Source organism: Pseudoalteromonas sp. CO342X, assembly GCF_004208915.1.
Taxonomy (GTDB): domain Bacteria; phylum Pseudomonadota; class Gammaproteobacteria; order Enterobacterales; family Alteromonadaceae; genus Pseudoalteromonas; species Pseudoalteromonas maricaloris.
On the sequence record NZ_SGPH01000011.1, the window covers coordinates 14,960 to 35,816 of the forward strand.

The window sequence follows — 20,857 nt, forward strand, 5'->3', positions numbered from 1 at the left end:
ACATGCAGCATATGACTACCGCACAAATCAGGCAAAGCTTCTTAGATTTCTTTGCTAAACAACAGCACCAAGTGGTGCCTTCAAGCTCGTTAATTCCGGGTAATGATGCCACCTTACTGTTCACCAACGCTGGTATGGTGCAGTTTAAAGATGCATTCTTGGGTGCAGAAAAACGCCCTTATACGCGAGCAACCAGTTCACAGCGTTGTGTTCGTGCTGGTGGTAAACATAATGACCTTGAAAACGTAGGTTATACCGCAAGGCACCATACTTTCTTCGAAATGCTAGGTAACTTTAGCTTCGGTGACTATTTTAAAACCGACGCAATTAAGTTTGCTTGGGGTTTCCTTACGGATGTGATCAAGCTGCCAAAAGAAAAGCTACTAGTCACGGTTTACCATGAAGACGACGAAGCATTTGAGATCTGGTCAAAGCAAGTTGGTGTTCCTGAAGATAGGATCATCCGTATTGCGACGGCGGATAACTTTTGGTCAATGGGCGACACGGGTCCTTGTGGTCCTTGCTCTGAAATCTTTTATGACCACGGCGAACACATTTGGGGTGGACCTCCGGGCTCACCAGAAGAAGACGGTGATCGCTTCATTGAGATCTGGAACTTAGTATTTATGCAGTACAACCGTCATGCGGACGGCACAATGGAACCGCTGCCAATGCAGTCGGTTGATACTGGCATGGGCCTTGAGCGTATCTCTGCAATTATGCAAGGTGTGCACTCAAACTATGAGATTGATCTGTTCCAAGCGCTGATTAAAGCAGCTGCAAAAGTAACAGATGCTCAAGATTTAGAAGATAAATCACTACGTGTAGTAGCTGACCACATTCGTTCGTGTGCGTTCCTTATTGCTGACGGCGTTATGCCATCGAATGAAGGTCGTGGTTACGTGCTACGCCGTATCATTCGTCGTGCAGTTCGCCACGGTAATAAACTCGGTGCAAAAGGGGCATTCTTCTATAAGTTAGTTGCTGCACTCGCTGAGCAGATGGGTGAAGCTTACCCTGAATTAGTGAAGCAACAAGCAATTATCGAAAAAGTATTGCGTATCGAAGAAGATCAGTTTGGTAAAACCTTAGACCGTGGTTTAACTATTCTAGAAGAAAGCCTAGCTGGTATTGAAGGTGACGTTATTCCAGGCGATTTAGTGTTCAAACTGTATGACACTTACGGCTTCCCTGCAGACTTAACTGCGGATGTGGCGCGTGAGCGCTTTATGACGATCGACGAGCGCGGCTTCCAAGCATGTATGGAAGAGCAGCGTAAAAAAGCGCAAGCGGCTGGCAAGTTCGGTGCAGATTACAACGAGCGCTTGAAGTCTGATAAAAACACTGACTTTAAAGGCTATGATGCTGAGCACTATACCGGCACTGTGGTTGAAATCTTTAAAGAAGGTCAACATACCAATACGTTAGAAGATGGTGAACAAGGTGTGGTTATTCTTGACCGCACGCCTTTCTATGCTGAGTCAGGCGGCCAAGTTGGTGATACGGGTGTACTAAAAGTGGCTAACGGCGAGTTTGTGGTTACTGACACACAAAAGTTAGGTAATGCATTTGCACACCATGGTCATGTGGTTGGTCGCATTGGTGTTAACGATAAAGCCGATGCACGTATTGATGCTGAGCGCCGCGAGCGAGTGAAGAAAAACCATACTGCAACGCACTTAGTACATAAAGCACTGCGTGATTTGTTGGGTGATCATGTTACTCAAAAAGGTTCATTGGTACTGCCAGATCGTTTGCGTTTCGACTTCTCGCATTTTGAAGGCGTCACTAAAGCACAGTTGCAGCAAGTAGAAGATGCAGTGAACGCAGAGATCCGCCGTAACTTTGCTCTGCAAACTGAGTTAATGGATATCGATGCTGCCAAAGACAAAGGTGCGATGGCGCTCTTTGGCGAAAAGTACGATGATGAAGTTCGAGTCGTTTCAATTGGTGGATACTCAATCGAGCTTTGTGGTGGTACACACGTGAAGCGCGCTGGTGATATTGGTCTCTTCAAGATTGTATCAGAAGGCGGTATCGCAGCGGGTGTTCGTCGTATCGAAGCAGTAACAGGTGCTGATGCTATCGCTTATGTTAATGAGCAAGAGCAAGTGCTTTCTGAAATTGCAGCTTTGGTTAAGGGTGATACCTCATCAGTGCTAGAAAAAGTATCTGCGCTACTTGAAAAGTCAAAAGGCCTTGAAAAGCAAGTTGCTCAACTAAATGACAAACTAGCAAGTGCCGCGGGTGCAACGCTACTTGACTCTGTAACGGAAGTGAATGGGATTAAATTACTCGTAGCGAACGTTGCAGGAACTGAGTCTAAAGCACTGCGTGGCATGGTCGATGATCTGAAGAACAAGATTGGCTCAGGTGTCATTGCGCTAGGTGTAGCAAATGGCGATAAAGTAAGCCTAATCGCTGGCGTAACGAAAGACTTAGTTGGTCAGGTAAAAGCAGGTGAGCTAGTTAATCACATGGCTTCTCAAGTCGGTGGTAAAGGTGGCGGTCGTCCTGATATGGCGCAAGCTGGTGGTTCACAACCAGAAAACCTAGACGCAGCACTAAACAGTGTTCCAACTTGGTTAAATGAAGTAACGCAGTAATCAGCAAGTGGCGCTGATTGTACAAAAGTTTGGTGGCACCTCGGTAGGTTCGGTAGAGCGTATTGAGGCGGTTGCCGAACACGTTATCAAAACACAACAACAAGGCCACCAAGTGGTGGTCGTGTTGTCTGCAATGTCAGGCGAGACAAACCGTCTCATTTCCCTTGCCCAACAAATCGATGCACGACCGAGTTCTCGTGAGCTAGATGTGTTGATCACCACCGGCGAACAAGTTTCTATCGCGTTATTGGCGATGGCCATCATTAAGCGTGGGCATTCTGCCGTGAGCTTACTTGCCGATCAGGTTGGTATTAAAACCGATAACATGTTCTCTAAAGCGCGGATAACAGAAATAGACACGACCCGCTTAAAGCAAGAGCTTGAGCATAACCGAATAACCATTATTGCCGGATTTCAAGGACGCGATGAAGAAGGCAATATCACCACGTTGGGGCGTGGTGGTACAGATACCTCAGCAGTTGAAATCGCAGGGGCTTTGCAAGCAGACGAATGTCAGATATATACTGATGTCGACGGTGTGTACACTACCGATCCACGCATAGAGCCAAATGCAAGGCGTCTATCACATATTACCTTTCCTGAAATGTTGGAGCTGGCCAGTGTGGGTGCTAAAGTTTTGCAGATCCGTTCGGTTGAAGCTGCCGGTCGATATAATGTACCACTGCGCGTACTTTCTTCGTTTTCTCCTGATAACGGCACCTTAATTAGCTATGAGGAAGGTAAGATGAAAAACACTAAAGTGGTCTCTGGGGTAGCGAGTGTCAAAGACGAAGCGCTTATCTTAGTTAACAATGTAGATGCAAAACCTAGTAATCTTGCCAATATACTTTCTCTTCTTGGTGAGCATAATATCGAAGTCGATATGATTAACCATTTGAACCACAGTGAGAAAAAAATAGACTATGCTTTTACTGTGCACACAAATGATTGTATTCTGGCGGAAGAAGTTTTAGCGCAACATGCACAAAATTTAGGTGGCGCAACGGTAGAGGTTAATGCTAACGTGGCAAAAATCTCAGCGGTTGGCATCGGAATGAAATCTCATTCAGGTGTTGCTGGTCTCTTTTTTATGGCATTGGCCGAAGAAAATATTCACACTCTATTAGTATCTACATCAGAGATAAAAATCTCGGCACTAGTAGAAGAAAAATATTTAGAGCTGGCTGTACGGGCTTTACATGCCAAATTCGAATTGGAAAGTACTGAGTAAAAGAAGTTTTTGCTTACTTTTCTAGGAACTTTTATTTAAAATGGATTTGACGCGGAATCTTTTAAATTTTGGAATAACAGGAGCAAGAGAATGCTAATACTAACTCGTCGAGTAGGTGAAACCCTGATGATTGGTGATGAAGTGACTGTAACAGTACTAGGTGTTAAAGGTAACCAAGTACGTATTGGTGTAAATGCGCCTAAAGATGTTTCAGTTCACCGTGAAGAAATTTACATGCGAATTCAGGCTGAGAAATCTAGCCCGGGCAATATGTAATTGACCAAATACTGAATTACGATGTTAGTTAACATGGTTTGACTGGCATGAAAAAACCCCGCCACTGCGGGGTTTCTTATTTCTGGCTTTGCTCAGACAAAAAAGCAATCGCTCCTTCGTTAAGTCCAGATTTACTGATATAGCTCGGTTTGTTTTGGTGAAATACCAAAAAACCTCTGTTCGTTTCAACGAGTTTATCTAAGTCGTCAAATGGGTAAGAAAATTCGGCATGTGTCGCTTTGGTGTTAATACCTATTTTAGAGATTGAAACCTCGACGATATTACCGGCAGCGCGAGAATATGACTGTCTTATCACCCACCAAGCTTTACGATAGTAGAAAGCGACGCATTCAACCACAGCCAATAGAATAAGAAAGTTCCCGACGTAGTGCTCCTGCAATCCGTAAATAGCAAACAGCCCCAGTGTAATTAGCAGCACAAGCAAGCCATATTTCGGTTTAACAGCAAGCCCATTGGCTTCAGATTCTTCAAAACACTCTCGATAATAGGCTTTATCTAACTTAAATTGGCTTTGAAAAGATAAATTTTCATTTTGTTCAAGGGAGGGCATAGACGTTCGTTGTGGCAAAAATTTCCCCTTATTATACCCATCTATATTGAAAAAGCTGTAATGCGAATAAATTGTTTGCAGTTCCCTTTTACTATATCCAGCGAAATACGTGTTATACAGCATGACGCTTACGTAAACGTTAACTTTTGGTCAGTCCAATTTACAATTTATCTTGCGTAATCAAAAATCCATTCTATATTCATTAAAATCACTGTATTAGTCGGCGCTATTTTGAATATTTTTCATATTTATTACGTTGGTTTTCCATATTTATTAGTGATTTCAAAGCTAACTTACTGATTGTTTATAAGTTAAGTGTTTTGGTAATACCAATTTACAATGCACTTTACAGTGGAACATTTTTTGTTATAAGGTGAATAAATATCTACAAAAAGTGAAGGTTTATACCGGTTCGTTAACATCGAACAGGAAAACCAAACAGCAAGTAAGGGGTAAAAATGGATATTGGATCGCAGCTACTGCAAGCAGGAAATCTCATGCTGACCGGTATGGTTGGTGTTTTTGTTTTTCTGTCCATTTTGATTTTTGCGATGCGACTGTTGGCCAACTTTGCTGCTCAATTTAAAGAAGTAGCGCCAAGTACCACAAGATCAAAAACAACCAGAGCAACATCGTCACAGGGTGTGCCACAGGCACATATTGCAGCCATTAGCGCTGCCGTTGCAGCCTACAGAAAAAACAATTAATAGGGGTTTTGCATGTCACAGTTAAAGCTAACCGAATTAGTGCTGCGCGATGCGCATCAGTCATTACTCGCCACCAGAATGCGCTTGGAAGATATGCTTCCTATCGCTGAGAAGCTCGACAATATGGGCTATTGGTCTGTTGAATCATGGGGGGGAGCAACCTTCGACTCGTGTATTCGCTATTTAGGCGAAGATCCATGGGAGCGGATCCGTGCACTGAAAGCTGCAATGCCAAAAACCAAACAGCAAATGCTACTGCGTGGTCAGAATCTATTGGGCTATCGTCATTATGCTGATGATGTTGTCGAAAAGTTTGTTGAACGTGCCCACCATAACGGGGTAGATGTATTTAGAATATTCGATGCAATGAACGACGTGCGCAACTTAGAAACGGCTATTAAAGCGGCCATCAAAGTGGGCGCGCATGCGCAGGGCACGATTTCGTACACCGTAAGCCCTGTTCATACGCTGGAAATGTGGCTCACGCAAGCTAAGCAGCTCGAAGACTTAGGTTGTCATTCCATTTGTATCAAGGACATGGCTGGATTACTGAAACCCTATGATGCCGAAAAGTTAATCTCTAGGCTCAAAGCGTCCGTCTCTATTCCTATCGCAATGCAGTGCCATGCAACCACAGGGCTCAGTACTGCAACTTATCAAAAAGCCATAGATGCGGGTATCGATATGCTCGATACGGCGATATCTTCGATGAGTATGACCTATGGCCATAGTGCAACAGAAACTATCGCGGCGATTGTGGAAGGTACAGAACGTGATACAGGGCTTGATTTACTAGAGCTAGAAGAGATCGCAGCCTATTTCCGTGAAGTGAGAAAGAAATATGCAGCTTTTGAGGGCAGCTTGAAAGGAGTAGATGGTCGTATTCTATCTGCACAAGTGCCTGGTGGCATGTTAACCAATATGGAAAATCAACTGCGAGAGCAAGGTGCAGGTGACAAGCTTGACGCGGTACTAAAAGAAATTCCAAGTGTGCGTAAAGAACTTGGCTACTTACCGCTCGTAACACCAACTTCACAGATAGTCGGGACGCAAGCGGTATTAAACGTACTTACCGGTGAGCGTTACAAGTCTATAACCAAAGAAACGGCTGGCGTGCTGAAAGGCGAATATGGAGCGACACCAGCGCAAGTCGACCAAGCTTTGCAACAACGAGTGCTTGAAGGCGCAGAGCCTATTACCTGCCGTCCTGCAGACTTAATTGAACCTGAGCTAGATAGTTTACAAAGCGAACTAGTCGCGACGGCAAAAGAGGAACAAATTACCTTAGCCGACGAGGTTATTGATGATGTGCTTACCTATGCATTATTCCCGCAGATTGGCCTTAAATTTCTGAAAAATCGCAATAACCCAGATGCGTTTGAGCCAAAACCGACGCTTGTTGAAAGCAAACAACAAAAAGCTGCAGCGGCGCCTGCTAAAGCTAAGTCATCAGCTACTGAGCGTTACAGCGTAAAAGTGGATGGCAAAGTATACGATGTGGTAGTTGCGCCGGGTGGTGAGTTACAAGAAGTACAAGTCAAAGACAGTGAGCTTATACCGCAATCAACCTCGGTAAGCTCCAGTGAAACTTTGAATGCGCCACTTGCCGGCAACATCTTTAAGCTTATGGTGCGCGCAGGAGATGAGGTGCAAGAAGGCGATGTAGTACTCATCATGGAAGCCATGAAAATGGAAACTGAGGTGCGTGCAACACACAGTGGCCAAGTCGCAGAACTACTCGTCTCTGAAGGCGATTCCGTCAGTGCTGGCGATGCCATCATGTCTTTAGCATAAGGATGTCGTGATGGAAGGGTTACTTAATTTATGGCAAGCAACAGGGCTTGCCAACTTCACCGTGCCTGCACTTTGCATGATGGCAGTGGGCTGCGGACTTTTGTATCTTGCGATCGCTAAAGGCTTTGAGCCGTTGCTATTAGTGCCTATTGGCTTTGGTGCCATACTCACAAACATTCCTGTCGCTGGGCTTGCCGATCCTGGTGGGCTCTTATACTACGTGTATTACATTGGTATCGACAGCGGAGTATTCCCCTTGTTGATCTTTATGGGGGTGGGTGCGATGACGGACTTTAGTGCACTGATAGCCAACCCCAAGATGCTGTTGCTTGGTGCCGCGGCGCAGTTTGGGATTTTTGCCACTTTGTTTGGGGCTATTTTGCTGAACTATATTCCGGGCTTTGAATTTACCCTGCAAGACGCTTCAGCAATCGCCATTATTGGCGGTGCAGATGGACCAACTGCGATATTTCTCGCGTCTAAGCTTGCACCAGAGTTACTAGGGGCAATTGCGGTGGCTGCCTATTCGTATATGGCGTTAGTGCCAATTATTCAACCACCAATCATGAAAGCACTCACGACGCAAGAAGAGCGTCAGATTGCGATGCCGCAGCTGCGTCATGTATCAAAAACCGAGAAAATCCTCTTTCCTCTGGCGGTACTGGGCCTAACGATACTGTTTTTACCTGCAGCAACACCTTTGGTTGGTATGTTTTGCTTGGGTAACTTGATGAAAGAGTGCGGTGTAGTAGACCGCTTGAGTAAAACGGCGCAAAACGAGTTGATTAATATCACCACTATTTTCCTCGGACTGGCGGTGGGTTCAAAGCTGGCCGCTGATCAATTCTTAACGGTTGAGACGTTGGGGATTTTAGCGCTAGGCGCTGTGGCTTTCGGAATTGGTACTGCAGCAGGTGTATTAATGGCTAAGGCGATGAATAGATTTAGCGATAGTCCCATTAATCCGCTAGTTGGCGCTGCTGGGGTATCTGCAGTCCCGATGGCTGCGCGTGTGGTCAATAAGGTTGGCCTTGAAAGTAACCCACATAATTTCTTGCTGATGCATGCGATGGGCCCCAATGTAGCGGGTGTATTAGGCAGTGCGGTTGCTGCTGGTATTTTACTTGCCCTTGTAGGTTAGTTTACATTTCTCCAACCATTTGCGTGGCGATTTTAGATTGCCGCGCATTTTTTAGACCTATAATACAAGCTCAATTGGGGAAATAAGACGGTAGTAAGTTTTGTTGTCACTTTGATGCTTTTTGGTATCAAACTGTTTAAAAAAAGTCTTTTTTGTTTCTGTTAGGGGGTTGTTCTTTTGTTTTTCTTGTGTATTGTGTTACTTGAATATAACAATGAAAATAAGGAAGTAACATGAAACTAACTATTAAAAAAACAAATTTAAAAAGCTTATTAGGTAAAGAGATCGCAGCGGCTCAAACTAAAGATGTTGCAGGCGCAAGAGGGACTGATACTTTAACAGGACTAATGGCATGTAATCCAGCTCCAACAGGTAAGCATTACTGCATCCCTCCAAAAGATATGGTTTAAGAGCTACGGCTCATCTGAACTCATTCAGATTACAATTCTATTACGCCTGATGTGAAACTATGTTAGGCGTATATACAACTAATGACTAAACCATAGAAAATATAACAATTCACTCTCCCACACGTGGTTAACACCAAAAAATCGATTTCTGTTATTTAGCCGTTTGACGTTTCATTTCGCTGGACTTTATATTCTTAAACTTGATAGTCTTTCGTCACTTTTAATTAACACGAACAACTTCAGATGAAGTTTTTAGCTCCTTTCTTATTCTTGTTACCCTGCGTGACAGTTGCAACAGAAGCATCGACTTTAGTGGTAACGCCGATTGCCGAGCATGTTTATAAACATGAATCTTCGCTACACGTTGAACCTTGGGGGTTAGTGGCAGGCTCTGGGCTGGTTGTGGTCGACGGTCAAGATGCGTACATTGTTGATACACCTTGGACCGAGCAAGACACAGAAGCGCTGCTTTTATGGACTGAAGACCGCAAACTCAATGTTAAAGGGGCGGTGGTCACGCATTATCATCAAGATGCAAGCGGTGGCCTAGCGGTATTAAATAAACACCAGATCCCAACCTATGCATCAGCCCAAACTAATTATTTATTAGCCCAAAAACACAGCGCAATCGCGTTACATAATTTGCCGCAAGCCTCAGCAGCGATAAAGTCAGGTGTCGTTGAAACCTATTACCCAGGTGCAGGGCACTCGAAGGACAATATTGTCGTGTGGCTGCCACAATCTAAAACTTTATTCGCAGGATGCTTTGTGAAAAGTGTGGCGAGTAAAAATTTAGGTAACTTGGAGGATGCTTCGGTTGATGAGTGGCAAGCGTCTATACACAAGGTATTGAGCCGATATCCAGATGCAAACATGGTTATCCCAGGGCATGGTAAAGAAGGGGATTTATCTTTGTTGCACCATACCGTTGAGCTAATCAAAATCGAGCAATCAAAAGCTAAATAAAGGACTGACATGAAATTTATTCCATTTCGTAATTTACGCTGTCCGGGTTTAGAAACTGCGCTGTGGTATTGTCGCTTGTTGTTTTTAACGGGCGTAGCCTTGATAGTGCTCGGCGTGATCAAAGAGGGGATTGCAATTTATCATTGGCTAATCGCCATGATAGAAAACGGCGACGCGCCAATAAAAGCAGCCTATATCTATGACTTAGATTTGCTTTCCCACCCGAACTTTCATTTGATCATTGTCGGAGTGGTGAAGATCTACTTCTCCTGTGGCCTCGCGATTAAACTAAAAACAATGTCCCACGAGCAGGCGTTACAAAAATAACGAATACCACGTAAATGAGTCTCATAGAGGGATCTCTTAGAAAACCTCTTAGACTCTTTTACGTGGCAGAGTTACTATTTAAAAATTAATACTCTAGTTGTCCACCATTTTGGATAAAGGCGACATATTCGTTCCAAACATCTTCAACACTTCGGCCCAAGATGTGTTGAAATGCAGCATCAAATGACCAAGTATAATTGCCCATATCTTTCGCCGCTTTATTAAACTTGTAGATAAACTCTGAGTCGTGCTGTTGTTTGACGTAATGCAAGAAAAACCCAGTTGTGGTGTAGCCACTAAGCCAGCGTTTAGCGTTGATGATATCTGGTGAGCGTGACTTATGAAAACCCGCACCGATCCGCACGGCATCAGCTAAGCCTTCGGTGTATGCCCAATTTGCCTTGCCATCACCATAGCTGTCATGAGTCAGCGGCGAGTTATTGTAACCATGGGTAACTTCGTGGAATAAAATGCCATCGATTTCATCACGGATCACGGCATCGTTGTTATTATTATCGCGATAAATACGCTCTAAGTGCGCGGTGCTAACGACAATAGTCATCTCACCCGAACCGTCTTGTCCCATTTTATAGGCAACGAAATCCTTACCCCAATGATCTTTGGCTCTCAGCTCAAACTGCAATTTTCTAAAACGCTGGGATTCACTGGCGTTGCGGTATAGCACTTTTGCTACATCCACGCAGCGTTCGGCCATGTGTGCAGCTGGGTTTGGAATGATCCGTTTAAATAATGCCGAGCCTTGTGTTTCTGGGTTAACATCAACAAAGTTTACTTCCGGACGTTGCCATGTGTCGTTTGGTGGTGTGTTATCGCTACTGACGGTTAACTCATAATTGGCGCTTTGGAAACCGTATACAGAAACATAAACCGGTGCATTTGAGCTTATATCACAGCGCTCGTTGGAGCTGGCATCATTGATACTTTGGCAGTCATAACTTGCGGTGGTCGGTTGGCTATTTGCTTTTAGGTATAGATCCGCATCACCACTGCCAGTCAAGGTTGCTGTGATAGGAGCTGAGCTTGTAAATGGCCCAAAATGCGCCCATTGACCAGGGGTAACGCTACCACTTCGGTTAAATGGCAAGGTTGTATCACCGTTTGCCGGAGCACCGATAAATTCGATTTCTGCAAGCTGTAATAAATTGGCACCTTGCGTTGCGGTGACATTTAAGCGCACAAAGCGGTACGCATGATTGGTACTGACATTGAACTGCTTAGTTTGATGTCTCGAAGCAAAACTTTGATTGTTTTGCGAATCTATAGTGAACCACACTTGACCGTCTTGAGAGCCTTGAAGCGTCCAATTTTTGGGATCTCTTTGTGGCGCATCGTTCGCGGAAGTGAGGGTGTAAGCTGTTAAATTCACCGCTTCGCTAAACGCATAACTTATCCAACCGGAAGCTGAAAAAGTAAGCCACTTGCTGTAGTGGTTATTATCAAATGCGTTGACTTTGCCCTCATAGGGTTGGTTTTCTCCTGAAACGCTGATAGCAGCGGCATTGGCAGTTGTCAGATCGCTGTTTGCGTGCGCCGAGCTTAAGCCCAGGCTCACTAAAGCGGCTGCTATAAAAGAACGTTGGAATCGCGTTTTAGCTATAATGATGTTCATGTTGACCTCTTTTGTATCGTTCCATTTTTTGTGGGCAGATACCTGTTGATGTTGTATCCATGGCTATTTTTATTTTGGCGTCCAAATAAGTTTGGAACGGTTTAATTGTTGTTGCTTTTATGTACGTTTGTCAAATGGAAATTTACTTTAATTTAACGATAAGGGCAGAATTGGTGTTCCTGAGTTAGGTTGAATTACGATGCGAAGGCTAGCACTATCAGGCTTTACAGGGCGTGATGTTAGGGAATGTTATTTATTGTGAACTGTGTTTTGTTGGGGCGTGTTTGATTGATTTTTCGGGACTTTTTTATTCGCAGTCTCCTGAGCTGCACTTTGTTTGTGTTGTTTCTTCTTTAATCGCTTTCGCTCTGCTTTTGTTACGTGTTTTGCCACCCATTTGGCAATCTTTTGCATGAGCATTGGAGGGAAGTCATGACCCATCCCATTGACCAGTTTTAGTTTGGATTTGCGAATAGTAGCGGCGGTTTGCTGGCCAGCGGCTGCGGGGAAAATAGGGTCGTCGGTACCATGGATAACAAGTGTAGGCGTTTTGATCTTTGCCAGCGTGTGCTTGCGACATTGGCTTGCGACAATCGCCGCAAGCTGACGCTTAAATCCTTGCGGGTTATGTGCGCGTTCAATACTGTGTTTGGCTTGTTGATGTAGCGTCCATTCGTCTTGAGGATAGGCTGGGCTGCCGATCAGCTGGTTGAGTTTTATATTGTATTGAATGGCAGATTGGAGGCCGTCTGACTTTGGCCGTGCTTTTGCCAGTTGCAGCATGACTTTTACATTTGCTGCGGTAAACTTGGGATACGCTGAGGTTGACATAATTGAGGTCAAACTTACCACTTTCTTTTTATGCTTAGCGGCAACGATTTGTGCAATCATCCCGCCCATAGAAGCACCAACAAGGTGGGCGCGTTTAATCTTAAGTCCAGCCATCAAAGCGACAACATCTTCGGCCATATCTTCTAGGGTATAGGGAACAGAAGCGCGGATGGGAAGCTTTTTACTCAGCATGGTTTTTATCACACTCGGAGAACCTAAATGGTCCAAGTGGCTCGATAATCCCGTGTCGCGATTATCAAAACGGATCACCCGAAAACCTTTATTGACTAGCCCAAAGTACAATTCATCTGGCCAAATCGTCATTTGTGCCCCAAGACCCATTATCAAAATAATAACGGGGGCGTGAGGCGCACCCTCGTCCTGATAATGTATGCTGATCCCGGTTGCAATCTTGATATCGGTCATTGTCGCGAATGTTTAGCTTGACTTGAAAGGGCTGCATTTAAGTATAGAGCGTAGGTATGAACTTAACTTTAAAATAGCAGTCAAAAAAGACGAAAATTTATTGCTAAAAGCCATTGCGCTTTAAAGCATTTAGGTTAATATTCGCGCTTGTTGATGGTCGGAAATTATGCATCAACACTATCAATTGATACGATTCTTATTTGGAGTAAGTCATGACTAAAAAAAGCAAACTTCAGCATGCTCATCAGCGTGGTGAAATTAAAGACAACGCACTAAAAGCGTTGGTGACCAGCCCGTTGTTTAAGGCGAAAGTTGAAAAGAGCAAAAAAGGCAAAGGTAGTTATCAACGGAGCGTAAAGCACAAAGGCCAAGAGCCTTACCTTAAGGCAGCCTAAGCTTTAAGATAAGGTTTTTTGCTGATACATTTGCTTGTCAGCTTGTGCGATTAAGTCGCTGATATCTGTTATCGGGTGTTGGGAAAATGCTCGCCCGACACTACCTTGAATTGCTACCTCTTGTTTTCCATGACTAAATTGCAAGGTATTGAGTTGTTGTTGCAGCTGTTGTGCTTTTTCTTCTGCAGATTGTGTGTCGTCAAATAAGCAGAGCGCTGCAAACTCATCGCCACCTAGGCGTCCTACAATATCTTGTTTTCTGATACTTGATGACAAAAACGTCGCAACATGGGCAAGCGCCTTATCTCCAGCATCGTGACCAATTTGGTCATTAATCAACTTAAACTTATCTAAGTCAATGTAAAATAATGCCAAAACACCACCACGTTTATTAAATTGCTCGACTAGCACGTTGGCTTGTTTGTACCAGCCTCGACGGTTAAAAATGCCGCACAATTGATCGTAATTTGCTTCATTTTCAGCTTGTTGCTTTTGCTGTCTGAGTCGTCCAATGCGTTTAGATACCGCAACGGCAAGCAGTAAAGACTCAATGGCAAACGCAAAAATAAGTGCATAGCGCTGCATAAATGGGCTATATCCCACTAACAGCACGCGAAATACCATACCGACTAATACTAGGCTCAGTGCCGCAAAAACCAAACTTGCTTCGCCAATTTTGCGCTTGGTTTGAAGAGCTGATAGCACAAAGATAGTAGCGACAATAACGAGGGTTATATAGGCCATAATTTGGCTTAATAAGTAGGACAATTGTGCTTGTTGAGTGGGAATTTTAAGTATGCTCAGGAGCATCACGATACCCGCGGCACTTTTCAGTAGCAACACGAGTTTTGGCCACTGTTTGTCAACAAGTAGGATACTCAACATAAACCAAGTTGCTGAAACCACAGTGAGACCAATACTAAGTAGATATGCGTGTTTGAGTAATGGTTTATACTGAGATGAAACAAAAAGATTTAATTGCCCTTCTTGGAATAATACAAATCCACAAAGGCAGAAGATATAAGCGCCGTAGAGTCTAAATATAGGATCATTGAGGCGACTACCCATGATCAATACATAGCAAATTAAGGTAAAGCAAAGTCCATAAAATGCGCCCATGACTAGGCTGCTTTTTTGACTTTCCCAAATAAATTTCCCCATGCTCATCAGCCTAAATCTTGGCGTATGAATTTGCATAGAATCTAAGCTTAAGGTTGCTGTGTACCTACCTTTTGGAATGATAAATGCGGGCTGTGAGAACTTAACGGGCAAAGGGGCGTTGACTCGCCACTGATAGTGATTAAGGCCAACATCTACAAATGAAAAAACGCTGTCTTCATTTAAATTACAGGCTATCGAGACGGTATTGTTGCCGCGTTCAATTTTACTATAAGACGTGGTATTGATAGCAAGCGAAATCGAGTTGCCGTGAGCGGTCGTGAGCGAGCAATTGTCATCAAGCGCAAAAATTGAGGGGCTAAACAAAAATACGGCGCCGTAAATAAAAGCGAGTAGGAGCGTAAGCTTCCCACTAAAGTTGCTGTGTATTTTGACGCCATTCAACCTAGACTGCAGCACAACCAAAACCTAAGGTTATTGTTGTAGTTAATGTAACAAACTTGTACGTAACTTAGCCAGTGTAAAATCCCTTTAACCAGAGACTTTTTACATCCTAACGAACAAGAAGCTAAACCAGGCAAAAAACAAGCAAAAGCTACTTAATCCAAATGCTAGGGTTCGTAACCGTAAGTTACAGCCCAGTATGTGCTCGTAGCTGTGCCAATATCTTGCTGCGACAAACACGGTGCTGAGCACAAACCAAAATTGTCCCGTCATTTGCTCAGTATGCAAAAGTATCAGTAGTGCAATAAATAAAACTGGTTGCTGAAACTGGCTGTCATAGCTATTACCTAATAATCTTATGCGCTCGGGGAAGGCGTGTTTTTCAACATAGCGAATATCTTGAAGTGCAATATCACCATTTTTGACTGCGCGAATTCTACTCGTTGCGGTCAGAAGAAATAATAGCAGCGTTAGGCTAAGCAAAAATAAAATCGGAATATGGATCCACATAGTAAAGCTCCTGAGTTTAAAAGAGGTTTTACTTTAACTAGATTGATTGCTAACTTATCGTGTCAATAATGACTAGTTTTGGTTTGATATTGCCATGAAGGTGGTTTTGCTATGTCCTGAACATGTGTTTGCGAGCGCATTAACAGGTGTGATTGATATTTTGAACGTGGCAAACAAAGTCGCTGGTAAGGCGGTGTTTTGCTGGCAGACGGTTGCGCTTTCAGGGCAAAAGTCGGTGATGAGTAGTCAGGGTTTAGAATTTGTTTGTCATGCTGAATTTAGCGCATTGGCTGATGCTGATGTCGTTATCTGGCTCGGCAGTCACTTTTCATCAGAGCCTTTGTTGTGGCAACAATGCCAACAAATCAAAGTACAATTAAACAAGCATGGTATTGAATTTCATCCCGCGACTTATCAACTTGCCGGATGTTGCGGTACCGCATTTTTAGCCACAGCAGGATTGTTGGATAAAAAACAATTTACGTGTAGTTGGTGGCTCACGCCTTTTTTTACACGATACTTTCCAGTTTTAAAGCCCAACAGCCAAAAGGTAACAGAGCAAAGCGATATGGTGTATACCGCGGGCGCAGCTCATAGTTACTTGCACTTGATGCTGCGGTTTATTACCGACGTGCTGGGCTCTGAAGTGGCAAAAACAATCGCCGCATGGCTGGCGATACCAAACGAGCAAGCGAGTCAAAATGAGTTTGTGCAGCTCAGTGGCTTTTTACAACATAGAGATGCGCAATTGCTTAAGGCACAGCATCATATTAGCGATAATCTCGATGTTTCACATAGCTTACAGAGCCTTGCGAAACAAGCTTGTATGTCAGAGCGTACGTTAATTCGACGCTTTAAACAGCACACGAATATGACACCGTTTGAGTATGTGCGACTTGCGCGACTCGTTCGCACCAAACAGCTATTGCATGGCACAAACTTGAGCGTGGAGCAGATAGCCAATCAGGTTGGCTATCAAGACAGTCAGGCTTTAGCGAAGCAATACAAAAAACACTATAACCAATCGCTTAATCGAGTGAGAGGGTAGTCATAGTGGGTGTTAACCTTTCTATTTTTTCAATCAATAACACCGGCTGTTATCGCTATAGTCAACTGCAAAATATGAGTACTACAGGAAACCAAACTACGGCAATACTAACTTGAACATGTGTTATATGTTTACTCGTAAAGTTTCTCTGTTGCTTCTTTAAGCCCTGAGTGGGGTAAAAATTGATCTGTGATTGTTAGAATTGAGTGCAGATTATTTTTTAATTTATCAAGCTCTATGTTACCTGGCTTAATAGCCGTTTGTAATAGATGAATAGCCATATCAGCTAATAGAATACGCTGTTTTTCTAGCCATTCTTCATCGCCTTTGGTAGCGGGATTGCCAAGGTAGCTACTTTCTACCAAACTATGCAAATCCCAGCTAGTTTTGATTAACTTATTTCTTTCAATATCATTCACTGCCGATCTTCCGAAATATAGATATAATGACTCCCACACCGTGCTAGCTTTCTCTTTTTCGTGGGTTCGCTTTATATAAAGCAGAGCCATAATTAATTTGTTGAATAGCTAAACAGCTGAGGCTAGCATGAACGAACATAACATACTTTATATCTGAATTAATACACTAAAACATACAACGCAGTAGCATGTATTGAAGGCTATAGCTGAGCATAATTTGTATCTTTTGCTAGAGCACTATGCTTTAAAATTGCCATCTAAAAACGAGTTCGTTATTTTGAATGTAACTATCCTGATATTATTTGGGTCAGGCAATCGCCACTAACTTCTACACATCCATTAGCTACGAATAATGCTGGGTGTATGCGTTTAGGTTCTCGCCATCAAGTGAATCGTGCAGGCCTTTGACTGCTGAGCCCACTACTGGCACTAAACCAATGCCGGTCAAGGTAAAAGCAAGCCAAGCGTCAGTGTCGTTGGCTTCATCATCGTCAGTCAGTAACATGACATTGGCGGTGATATCTCGTAAATCCATGACTTGGTCGATAATCGGTATCATGGAAATCGAGGGGCTGACTACTGTCAGTGAAGGTTAGCGGCTTAGCCCTGCAACACCCAAGTGTTTCAGCCTATCCTTTCTTAAAAATCATGCGCAGAAGTTTATCTGATTAAATCAACCGGAACATAAACACTATCTTCTAAGGGTTCTCTTGGTATTTCTAGAACATTAGCAACTAAAGCTAATTCAAAGCACCAATAACCAATATAATAATCCGTGTACTCGAATTCGCATTCACAGTTATGATTATCATGCCAGTCCGCCAAGCCCTCTAACTTGCTGTACCAATTTTGTGCAAATTGGTTGAGTAAATCAGGCTTTTGCTCATTAGGTACTGTAAAAGCGAGTGAAAGGTTTTGATAAATTTCAGGGTAGTAGAGTGTGGGCGAAATAGGTCTATCGTTATCACCAAGTACAATGGCTACATTATCAAGTAAGGTGTCTTTGCCGCGCTCGCCAATAACATCGAGTACTTCTTGAATATGAGCTGGAGCAACATCGCAGGCTTGTAAAAGTGCCAGCCACCACAAAGTGTAGATATAACGATTGATATTAGAGGAGCCGACAGCATCGATTTGCCCGCCCAGCTTTTCAAAAGCATGGCGGTATATTTGATGATTTACAGGTAACTTATCACAGTAGTGTGTCAGTTGTTTTCGATACGGCAAAATTGCTTCTGTATAGCGCTTAACATCCCCAAGGTGAGCACCGTATGAGTAGTGCGCTACCGCTCGCATAATCGCGAGCTGATATATACGCTGGGCAACATTAACTCGCTCGCTAGGTGCGGTAAAATTACCTGCGTCGAGGGCTTCCTGTGTTTCTTTAATGCCAACTTCAATGTCGACTAAGAATTCTTCGAAGTAATCGTTACTTCTCCGTGTATCGCGCACTATTGTCTCCTACTAATTCTCTTGCCAATGTACGAGGTCTTTAGGGTAGTATGGGTGGTCAATAAAGCTGCTATCATCAATATTGAATAATTTAACAACGAGCGCAATTTCCCAGCACCAATAGCCATCGTAAGCATCATTGTCCAGTAAATGAATATCAGGACTTTCCTCCAAAACGTACCAAGCCTCCATATAAGATTTCGCAAGTGCTGGACGTTGCTCTGGACTTCCTTCAACTACTTTGTACAGCTTATCGAAACGTTTTTTGAACAGAGTATCCGCTGCTATTTCACGATCAGTGTCACCTAGCGCAATCGCAATTTTATCAAATAGTGCATCTTGTCCTTGATTTCCAATAAGCTCTAATAATTGTAAGTAGTAATCTTTTCCCATGTTTAAGCAGTAGGCGAAGCTAAATAACTTTAAATAGTTCCGTAAATCGCTTTGGTGCAACTCTTCTATAGGAATACGCTCAACTTGTTCTACGTCTGATAGATCATCTGCAAAGTCCTTTTGCCATTTGCGATAAGTAAGCAGGTCCTGAATAAAAGCTCTAAACTCAATAAGGTCATCCCCTCGAGAGTATTTTACTTGGAGGTAACTTAAAACTTCGTTTATTAAGTTAAAGGTGCGTTTCATCCTCACCAAATTAGGACGATTACTAGAAGTGATTTTCTCAACATCTTCAGTTATTGCATCGCTATAAAACTCAACTGCTTCGTCAAAGTAAGCTTTATCTCTTAAAGTATCTCTTAACATCTTAATATCTCTTAAAATTTAAATTGATTATCAATCGTTTTAGCATCTTTACCAAGTACTTCAACAGCTAAGTTTCCATCTATTTCATTTCTAATTAATAGCTTTAGTACCGAGCCATCATCATCAGCTAAAGCATCAAGTATTTTTTTTCTATCTCTTCTACTTATACCTGCTTTTTCTAGCCGTTCGGCTGTGATCCAGTCATCACCCATTTGTCTACCATCTTTAGTCATACCTAATGGAGAGGTGTTATATTTGGCTTCTGTAATCACATAGTCCGGTGGTGGATTTGGGTGCAGATATATTCCGTCAATACCGGATTGTCCTGGTTTATAATTACCGTCGGTTTTACCTAGCGGTGTAAAACCATTTTCCAACATTAATTGGTGTGCATTGTACTCACCAGTAGCGCCTTTTCTGTGGTTTAGTGATTTATACTGCGTAAAGTCACTAGGCGTTTTGCGTGATGGCGGATTAACTTTGTTAACTGGGGCACCTTTGAGATCGTTTCCTTCTGGAGCTGAAAGCTCCGGTGCTTTAGATTTCTTCGGCACATTGGTAACGCCAACCTGTGGTAACTCCCCTTGATACTCATCCAGTGCTTTATTAACTCGCTGTCCGATTTCTTGGGCGGCTTGTTGCATATGCTGGTCGATTTTGGGGGTGACGTCGTCTAGGCGTTTTACCGTGGCTTGCATGCCTTCGATGGCGGCGTCTGGAAGTAGTAGGTCGTAGTGCCAACTGGTGGACATGTCATCAAGTGAATCGCGCAGGCCTTTGACGATGTTTTTAACTTCCGTGGCGGATTGTTTTCCTAGGTCTTGCCAGTTGATGTCTCTTAGGTATTTAACTGGGTCGCCTTTGCCGAGCTTGCGTAAAACGGCAAGCGCAGCAGAGAGCGATTCTCCAGTATTTTTTAAGATAACCTTGCCTACGCCTTTGACTGCGGAGCCCACAACTGGCACTAAACCAATGCCCGTTAGGGTAAAGGCAAGCCAAGCGTCGGTGTCGTTGGCTTCATCATCGTCAGTCAGTAACATGACATTGGCGGTGATATCTCGTAAATCCATGACTTGGTCAATAATTGGTATCATGGAAATCAAGGTACCTACCACGATTTGTGACGTGGAGGGGTTTTGATTAAAGTCGCCTTGTAGTGTGCCCCACAACCAATCACCTGCTTGGGTTGCAATGCCATTGGCTTCTATCAGTGGTGCAGTATTGCCGCTGCGTACCATTTCAGCCGCTCGCGCTGGGGTGATTTGTCCATACAGTGGGTTTTTAGGGCGATTATCTTCTGGTAGGTAATCGCGTTTGTCCTCACCATATTGCACTGTGTATTGACCGGGCGGGGCATTTTCAATTTTTGCTTTACCGCTGTCGTCTAAGTTACCAGTCAGCTCTGTGCCGTTTGCAAATCGAATGGTATAAGGCGCGCCCATAATTGGGCTGCCATCTTGATAGGTGTAAGACAGCTCAATGGTACTGCTCGCCATGGTGGCAATGCCATCGGCGGCAAGTGAGAGTCGAGCATTCTCAGAAAGCGCTTGAATTTGCGGTACACTCGGCATAGTGGCGCTTTGTTTGCCACCAATATCTGCTCCATGCTACCGTCAAACACGGTCATGGCTTTGCCTTTTAAGGTCAGTAACTTGTCTGCAAAGATGTTGACGTTACCACTTGAGTCAATACTGATTTCACTGCCACCATTGGCAAGAGTGAGGTTGCCAGAGCCACTGCCTTTAATCGTGATATTGCCTTGGCTTTGAATGATTTGACTTCCCGCCGGCGCGGT

At 43.6% G+C, this 20,857-nt stretch carries 20 protein-coding genes and 2 pseudogenes; 11 read left to right on the forward strand and 11 right to left on the reverse strand.

The features are described from left to right. The first annotated feature begins 2 nt into the window (after positions 1-2). The 3 genes from alaS to csrA all read left to right on the forward strand — a co-directional run bounded on the left by alaS (position 3) and on the right by csrA (position 4,113). Positions 3-2,606, forward strand: a complete 2,604-nt coding sequence (alaS, locus tag EXT47_RS03790) for an alanine--tRNA ligase (protein WP_026000859.1) — start codon at positions 3-5, stop codon at positions 2,604-2,606. A 7-nt stretch (positions 2,607-2,613) separates the two neighbouring features. Further along, a complete protein-coding gene (locus tag EXT47_RS03795; RefSeq protein WP_010606210.1) occupies positions 2,614-3,837 on the forward strand; it encodes an aspartate kinase in 1,224 nt (407 codons plus the stop codon). Between the two features lie 90 nt (positions 3,838-3,927). Next, positions 3,928-4,113: a carbon storage regulator CsrA gene (gene csrA / locus EXT47_RS03800; RefSeq protein WP_010375935.1), complete on the forward strand. Its 186-nt coding sequence runs from the start codon at positions 3,928-3,930 to the stop codon at positions 4,111-4,113. Positions 4,114-4,189: 76 nt separating this feature from the next. On the opposite strand, the gene EXT47_RS03805 is transcribed toward csrA, so the two are convergent. Beyond that, complete coding sequence (locus EXT47_RS03805) at positions 4,190-4,702, reverse strand: YcxB family protein (protein WP_223193675.1); 513 nt, start codon at positions 4,700-4,702, stop codon at positions 4,190-4,192. A 440-nt stretch (positions 4,703-5,142) separates the two neighbouring features. Between EXT47_RS03805 and EXT47_RS03810 the strand changes: the two genes are divergently transcribed. The 6 genes from EXT47_RS03810 to EXT47_RS03830 all read left to right on the forward strand — a co-directional run bounded on the left by EXT47_RS03810 (position 5,143) and on the right by EXT47_RS03830 (position 10,029). After that, positions 5,143-5,391, forward strand: coding sequence for an OadG family protein (locus tag EXT47_RS03810; RefSeq protein WP_039493576.1), 249 nt, complete (start codon positions 5,143-5,145; stop codon positions 5,389-5,391). Positions 5,392-5,403: 12 nt separating this feature from the next. After that, on the forward strand, positions 5,404-7,185 hold the full coding sequence (gene oadA / locus EXT47_RS03815; protein WP_039493574.1) for a sodium-extruding oxaloacetate decarboxylase subunit alpha: 1,782 nt from the start codon (positions 5,404-5,406) through the stop codon (positions 7,183-7,185). 10 nt (positions 7,186-7,195) lie between these two features. Further along, a complete protein-coding gene (locus EXT47_RS03820) occupies positions 7,196-8,326 on the forward strand; it encodes a sodium ion-translocating decarboxylase subunit beta (protein WP_039493572.1) in 1,131 nt (376 codons plus the stop codon). 233 nt (positions 8,327-8,559) lie between these two features. Further along, the gene (locus tag EXT47_RS23805) at positions 8,560-8,736 is read left to right on the forward strand and encodes a hypothetical protein (RefSeq protein WP_165383791.1); all 177 of its coding nucleotides are present in this window, start codon (positions 8,560-8,562) and stop codon (positions 8,734-8,736) included. Between the two features lie 243 nt (positions 8,737-8,979). After that, a complete protein-coding gene (gene bla / locus EXT47_RS03825) occupies positions 8,980-9,702 on the forward strand; it encodes a subclass B1 metallo-beta-lactamase (RefSeq protein ID WP_039493569.1) in 723 nt (240 codons plus the stop codon). Positions 9,703-9,711: 9 nt separating this feature from the next. Beyond that, complete coding sequence (locus tag EXT47_RS03830; RefSeq protein WP_010606216.1) at positions 9,712-10,029, forward strand: hypothetical protein; 318 nt, start codon at positions 9,712-9,714, stop codon at positions 10,027-10,029. Positions 10,030-10,114: 85 nt separating this feature from the next. Here the strand turns inward: EXT47_RS03830 and EXT47_RS03835 are convergent, their stop codons facing one another. Both EXT47_RS03835 and EXT47_RS03840 read right to left on the reverse strand, forming a co-directional pair. Then, positions 10,115-11,659, reverse strand: coding sequence for a basic secretory protein-like protein (locus tag EXT47_RS03835; RefSeq protein WP_130125915.1), 1,545 nt, complete (start codon positions 11,657-11,659; stop codon positions 10,115-10,117). A gap of 249 nt (positions 11,660-11,908) precedes the next feature. After that, positions 11,909-12,916, reverse strand: a complete 1,008-nt coding sequence (locus EXT47_RS03840) for an alpha/beta fold hydrolase (protein ID WP_130125916.1) — start codon at positions 12,914-12,916, stop codon at positions 11,909-11,911. Positions 12,917-13,128: 212 nt separating this feature from the next. On the opposite strand from EXT47_RS03840, the gene EXT47_RS03845 reads away from it, so the two are divergent. Next, the gene (locus EXT47_RS03845; RefSeq protein ID WP_010606219.1) at positions 13,129-13,311 is read left to right on the forward strand and encodes an alternative ribosome-rescue factor A; all 183 of its coding nucleotides are present in this window, start codon (positions 13,129-13,131) and stop codon (positions 13,309-13,311) included. A 3-nt stretch (positions 13,312-13,314) separates the two neighbouring features. On the opposite strand, the gene EXT47_RS03850 is transcribed toward EXT47_RS03845, so the two are convergent. Together EXT47_RS03850 and EXT47_RS03855 are read right to left on the reverse strand one after the other, a co-directional pair. After that, positions 13,315-14,796 carry a diguanylate cyclase gene (locus EXT47_RS03850; protein ID WP_240701589.1) on the reverse strand — a complete coding sequence of 494 codons (1,482 nt, stop codon included), beginning with the start codon at positions 14,794-14,796 and terminating at the stop codon, positions 13,315-13,317. A 180-nt stretch (positions 14,797-14,976) separates the two neighbouring features. Further along, entirely contained in the window at positions 14,977-15,384 is a 408-nt protein-coding gene (locus EXT47_RS03855) for an MAPEG family protein (protein WP_130125918.1), read from the reverse strand. Positions 15,385-15,478: 94 nt separating this feature from the next. Here EXT47_RS03855 and EXT47_RS03860 point away from each other — a divergent pair, with 94 nt between their 5' ends. Continuing rightward, positions 15,479-16,432 (forward strand): GlxA family transcriptional regulator, encoded by a 954-nt coding sequence (locus EXT47_RS03860; RefSeq protein WP_130125919.1) that lies wholly within the window; start codon positions 15,479-15,481, stop codon positions 16,430-16,432. A gap of 131 nt (positions 16,433-16,563) precedes the next feature. Here the strand turns inward: EXT47_RS03860 and EXT47_RS03865 are convergent, their stop codons facing one another. The 6 genes and pseudogenes from EXT47_RS03865 to EXT47_RS03890 form a co-directional block, all read right to left on the reverse strand. After that, positions 16,564-16,851 carry a hypothetical protein gene (locus tag EXT47_RS03865; RefSeq protein ID WP_039493556.1) on the reverse strand — a complete coding sequence of 96 codons (288 nt, stop codon included), beginning with the start codon at positions 16,849-16,851 and terminating at the stop codon, positions 16,564-16,566. A 343-nt stretch (positions 16,852-17,194) separates the two neighbouring features. After that, positions 17,195-17,410, reverse strand: a complete 216-nt coding sequence (locus tag EXT47_RS03870) for a hypothetical protein (protein WP_130125920.1) — start codon at positions 17,408-17,410, stop codon at positions 17,195-17,197. A 101-nt stretch (positions 17,411-17,511) separates the two neighbouring features. After that, complete coding sequence (locus EXT47_RS03875) at positions 17,512-18,303, reverse strand: PoNe immunity protein domain-containing protein (RefSeq protein WP_039493555.1); 792 nt, start codon at positions 18,301-18,303, stop codon at positions 17,512-17,514. 12 nt (positions 18,304-18,315) lie between these two features. Then, positions 18,316-19,062 carry a PoNe immunity protein domain-containing protein gene (locus EXT47_RS03880; protein WP_039493552.1) on the reverse strand — a complete coding sequence of 249 codons (747 nt, stop codon included), beginning with the start codon at positions 19,060-19,062 and terminating at the stop codon, positions 18,316-18,318. A 500-nt stretch (positions 19,063-19,562) separates the two neighbouring features. Next, positions 19,563-19,814: pseudogene (locus EXT47_RS24230) on the reverse strand (hypothetical protein); the annotation flags it as partial. 644 nt (positions 19,815-20,458) lie between these two features. Then, positions 20,459-20,857: pseudogene (locus EXT47_RS03890) on the reverse strand (hypothetical protein); the annotation flags it as partial.